Annotated in this window: 3 protein-coding genes; 1 reads left to right on the forward strand and 2 read right to left on the reverse strand. The window is 68.7% G+C overall.

From position 1 onward, the window contains the following. Nucleotides 1–288: 288 nt before the first annotated feature. Nucleotides 289–2,934, forward strand: coding sequence for a PEP/pyruvate-binding domain-containing protein (locus tag AC1D1S_RS19240; protein WP_476995220.1), 2,646 nt, complete (start codon nucleotides 289–291; stop codon nucleotides 2,932–2,934). A gap of 8 nt (nucleotides 2,935–2,942) precedes the next feature. Here the strand turns inward: AC1D1S_RS19240 and AC1D1S_RS19245 are convergent, their stop codons facing one another. Next, a complete protein-coding gene (locus tag AC1D1S_RS19245; RefSeq protein WP_476995221.1) occupies nucleotides 2,943–3,920 on the reverse strand; it encodes a carbohydrate kinase family protein in 978 nt (325 codons plus the stop codon). Then, nucleotides 3,920–4,879, reverse strand: a 960-nt coding sequence (locus tag AC1D1S_RS19250; protein ID WP_476995222.1) for an NAD(P)-dependent alcohol dehydrogenase, incomplete at its 5' end; no start/stop codon positions are given. The genes AC1D1S_RS19245 and AC1D1S_RS19250, both read right to left, overlap by 1 nt.

The following is a 4,879-nucleotide window of genomic DNA, read 5'->3' on the forward strand; positions in this document are numbered from 1 at the left end:
GACAGCGAGGGCTCCGAGGGCACCGAGGGCACCGACGCCGGCCGCGGCTGAACATGCGGATTGTTTAGATGCCCCGGGCAAGGGCTGCGACCCATAGCCCCGGGCATCTTGTTGTCGGAACGKGGGTGCGAGCGATTGGTGGCCCCCGGCCGCACCCCTCCGCCGGCGGGGCTATTGGGATCCCCTGCCCACCGGTACGGCTATGGCCTCTCGCCTGCGGCAGTGCCAGTATGTTGGGAATCAGGCTGAACCACGGAGCCTGGCTCCGGGCGGAAAGGACTCGAGGTCATGACCTACATCAACAACTTCGACGATGTGGGGCGCGGCGACGTCGCCGCGGCAGGCGGCAAGGGCGTCGGTCTGGGCGGCCTCAGCCAGGGAGGACTGCCGGTCCCGCCGGGGTTCGTGTTGAACACCGCAGCCTACGCGGATTATGTGGCTGCCAACCATCTCGAGGCCGGCATCCATGAACTGGCTGTTCTGTCGCCGCACGCGGCGCCACAGGACTACGAGGAAGCCTCGAAACGGATCCGCGCCCTTTTCACCGGCGGCACCATGCCACACGCCATCGCGGCGGAACTCGGCGGCGCCTACGGGAGGCTAGGCGACGCAGACACAGCCGTGGCGGTGCGCTCCTCCGCCACGGCCGAGGACCTCGCCTCAGCCAGCTTCGCCGGGCAACAGGAAACCTACCTCAACGTCCGGGGGACGGAGGCTGTGGCCGCGGCCGTGATTGAGTGCTGGGCCTCCCTGTGGACAGCGCGTGCCATGGCCTACCGCGCCCGTGAAGGCATCGACCCGGACACGGTGCGCCTCGCCGTCGTGGTCCAGCAGATGGTCGACGCCGAGGCGGCCGGGGTGATGTTCACCGCCAATCCGGCCAACGGGCGCCGCGACCAGACGGTGATCAGTGCCGCGTGGGGCCTGGGCGAGTCCGTTGTCAGCGGATCGGTCACCACGGACGACGTCGTCGTCGAAGCCGGGACGGGCCGGGTGCTGTCGCGCCGGACAGCTGACAAGGAGGTCATGACCGTCTACGCGGAGCGCGGCACTCTGGAGCAGCCGGTGCCGGTGACGCGCCGCCGGCAGGCCGTATTGGACGACCGGGCGGCGGCCGAGCTGGCCGGTTACGGAACACGGATTACGGAGCATTTCGGGACGCCGCAGGATATCGAGTGGGCACGCGCCGGTGGCGAGTTCTTCATCCTGCAATCCCGGCCCATCACCGCGCTGCCCGACCCGGCAGCCGACATCCCGGACACCTGGCCGGTGCCCTACCGGCACGGGCTCTACTTCCGGGCAAGCATCGTTGAGCAGCTGCCCGACCCCCTCTCGCCGCTGTTCGCCRACCTCATTGACGGCTCGGTGTCACGGTCGCTGAGGGCCCTGATGGCCGGCGCCGTCGGCAAGGAGGTCATCCGCGAGGACGACGTCGGGCTGCCCACTATCAACGGCTACGCCTACTACTATTACCGCAACTCGGGAATGTGGCGGGTGATGGGCAAATCGCTGACGGCGATGCGTGCGCTGGCCCGCGGCAAGGCGCATATGGGAGTGGCGGGCTGGCGGGAATTTTCGCATCCCCGCTACGAGCAGGTGATCAAGGACTGGTCCGCGAAGCCCGTCGGGGAGCTCTCCGGAGAGGAACTGCTGGCGGGTGTGCAGACGCTGCTTGACGCCGGCACGGTGTACTACACGGCCGTGCAGTCCATCATTCCGATCGCCGCAACAAGCGAAATCTCCTTCCGGGCCTACTACGACAAGTTCGTTCGGCGCGACGGCGATCCCCCCGCCCAGACTTTCCTCCTCGGTTACGACAGCGAACCCATCCGCGCAGAGAAGTCGCTGTACGACCTCGCAGCCTGGGCCCGGGACGTCCCGGGGCTGGCTCCGGCGATCCTCAACGAACCCACCGCCGCGCTGGCCGGGCCGCAACGCACCGGGTTCCCGCCTGCCGGAGTGGACCCGGCACCCTGGCAGCAATGGCAGGCCCGCTTCCAGGAGCACCTCGGCCGGTTCGGCCATGCGGTCTATAACCTGGACTTCGTCAGTCCGGTGCCTGCCGACGATCCCTCGCCGCTGCTGGAGACGGTGAAGTTTTACCTGCGGGGACAGGGCAATGACCCTTACGAGCGCCAGCGGCTCTCGGCCGCCCGTCGCGAGGATGAAACCCGCCGAATCGTCGCCCGGCTCGGGCCGAGGCGCCGGGCCGCATTCCTCCGGCTGCTCCGGTGGGCGCAAAACGCAGCCCCGATCCGCGAGGACGCCCTGGCCGACGTCGGGCTGGCGTGGCCGCTGCTGAGGCGGATGCTGTTCGAGCTGGGCCGACGGCTCGTCGGCTCCGCAGTCATCGCCGAGCCCGCCGACGTCTTCTGGCTGCGCCACCGGGAGTTGCGCAGCGCCGTCGAGTTCGGACTTGCCGGGTCGGGCACACCGGCAGCCGTGGCAATTACCGGGGCAGACCGGCCCGTCCGCGCCGGCGCCGTCGAGGAGCGCAAGATGCTGTGGCGGGGCCAGGCCAAGGCCGCTGCCCCGCAGCTGTTGCCGGAGAGCCGGTGGATGGAGCGGGCCTTCGGCTCAATGATGCCGGCAGGCCCACAGGATCAGCTCGGCGACGTCATCAAGGGCGTAGGCGCCAGCGCGGGCCGGGTCACCGCCCCGGCCCGCGTCCTGAGGGGCCCACAGGATTTCGGCCTGATGGAGCCCGGGGACGTCCTGGTAGCCCGCATCACCACCCCGGCCTGGACCTCGCTGTTCGCGATGGCCTCCGCCGTGGTGACCGACGTCGGCGGGCCGTTGAGCCACAGCTCGATCGTGGCCCGCGAGTACGGCATCCCGGCCGTGCTTGGCACAGGCGTGGCCACCCAGCGGCTCACCAGCGGCCAACGGATCCGCGTTGACGGCGACGCCGGCACCGTCACGGTCGCAGACTGACCGCGTCATCAGGACAGTTCCCCGAGTTCCGCCGACCACGGAGGATTGGCGCCCTTTCGGGAGCAGGTGATCGCCGCTGCACGGTTCGCGTACGAGGCGACTGCGTGGAGCTGATCCAGGGTCAGGGTCTGCAGTTGCCGTCTTCCCTCCGCCCCGAGCGCTCCAAGTTTGGCGAGTCCGGAAATAAGCCCCGCCATGAAGGAATCACCGGCGCCCACAGTATCTGACACTCGGATCGGTTCAGCTGCCATCTCGACCCGCCCGTTTCCGGACAGGATGACCGGGCCTGAGGCTCCGCGCGTCAGGGCCACCACCGCCGGCCCCAGTTCCAGCCAGGCCCGCAGGGATACTTCCGGTGCCCGGTCCGGGTAGAGCCAGCGCAGGTCTTCGTCGCTGGCTTTGACAATGTCGCTCGCCGCCACGAACACTTCCGCCTGCCGGCGTGCCGCAGCCGCATCGGGGCTGATCGCGGGCCGGCAATTGGGATCGAAACTGGTCGTCGCGTGTTCCCGGGCGGCCTCTACCAGGGCAAGGGTGGCCTGCTCCCCCGGCGGGAGCACCGTGGCGATAGATCCCGTGTGGACGTGGGTGGAACCTTTGACGGCAGCGAGGGCCGGGAGGGACGCCCCACTGATTGCCCAGGTGATCGAGAAGGCGTATTCGGCGGCACCGTCAGATCCCAGGGTGGCGAGGGCTGTAGATGTGGCCGCGCTTCCGCCGTTGACCACCTGGACGCCGTTCGTTTGCAGATGCTCTTCGAGCAGGTGTCCGTGCGGGTCAAGGCCATAGTGGGTCACCAGGATTGTCCTGAGGTCGAGGCGTGCAGCCCCCACTGCCACGTTGAGGGGGCTGCCCCCGGGGTGGGCCTGGCCGCCGGCAGGACCGCGGGGGTCGCGGATGATGTCGACAAGGGATTCGCCAATGACCGTCAGGACACCGTCCCCCGCGGGGAGGCGGGGCGCCGCGGTGGCGTCGGTGATGCGCATCAGCGGCCCGGGTAGACGACAGTTTTGAGCTGACCGGCCTGCTTGCCCGCTTTGAGTGCTTCTTCCGAGTCGGCCAGCGCAAACTTGCCGGTCACCAGGATGTCCAGATCTACTTTTCCGTCCGCGATCAGCTGGATGGCCAGCGGCCAGGTGTTGGTGTAGCGGAAGACGCCCGAGAGCCAGATTTCGCGGTTCTGGATGTAGGAGACGGGGAGTTCGACGTCGTCGGCTCCGAGCCCGACCAGGATGACCCGGCCGGCCGGTCCAACGGCTTTGATGCCGGAACGGACAGCCTGCGGGGCGCCGGAGGCGTCAATGAAGGCATCGACGTCGAGCCCTTCGGTACTGTCCGTCAAGGCGTTCAAGGCATGGGTGGCGCCGTGTTCCAGGGCGAAAGCGAGCCTTTCTTCTGCAATGTCCGTGATGTAGATTTCGGTCGCCCCGTAAGCGCGGGCGGCTTGGGCGGCGATGATGCCGATGGGGCCGGCTCCGGCGATCAGGACCCGGCTGCCGGGCTTGATCTGGGCGCGTTCGCAGGCCCAGAGGCCGACGGAGAGTGGTTCGATGAGGGCTGCCGCCTCGTCGCTGACGCTGTCTGGGATGTCGTAAGCGAAGTCGTCCTGGATCCTCACGTATTCGGTGAAAGCTCCGTCGATCGGCGGGGTGGCGTAGAACTCGATGTCCGGGCACAGGTTGTACCGTCCGGCCTTGCACTGCTTGCAGGTGCGGCAGGGCCGCTGGGGTTCGACGGCGACCCGCCGGCCAACGCGGGAGGGGTCCACGTCGCTGCCGACGGCGGCGATGCGTCCGGAGAGCTCGTGGCCCAGGATCAGCGGGTGGTCCACGACGTAGTCGCCGATCCGGCCGTGCTCATAGTAATGGACGTCGCTGCCGCACACACCGACGGCGGCGACCTGCACCAGGACCTGGTCCGCGTCCAGCTCCGGGACGGACAGTGT

It is taken from the genome of Arthrobacter sp. P1_A5, from assembly GCF_056406825.1.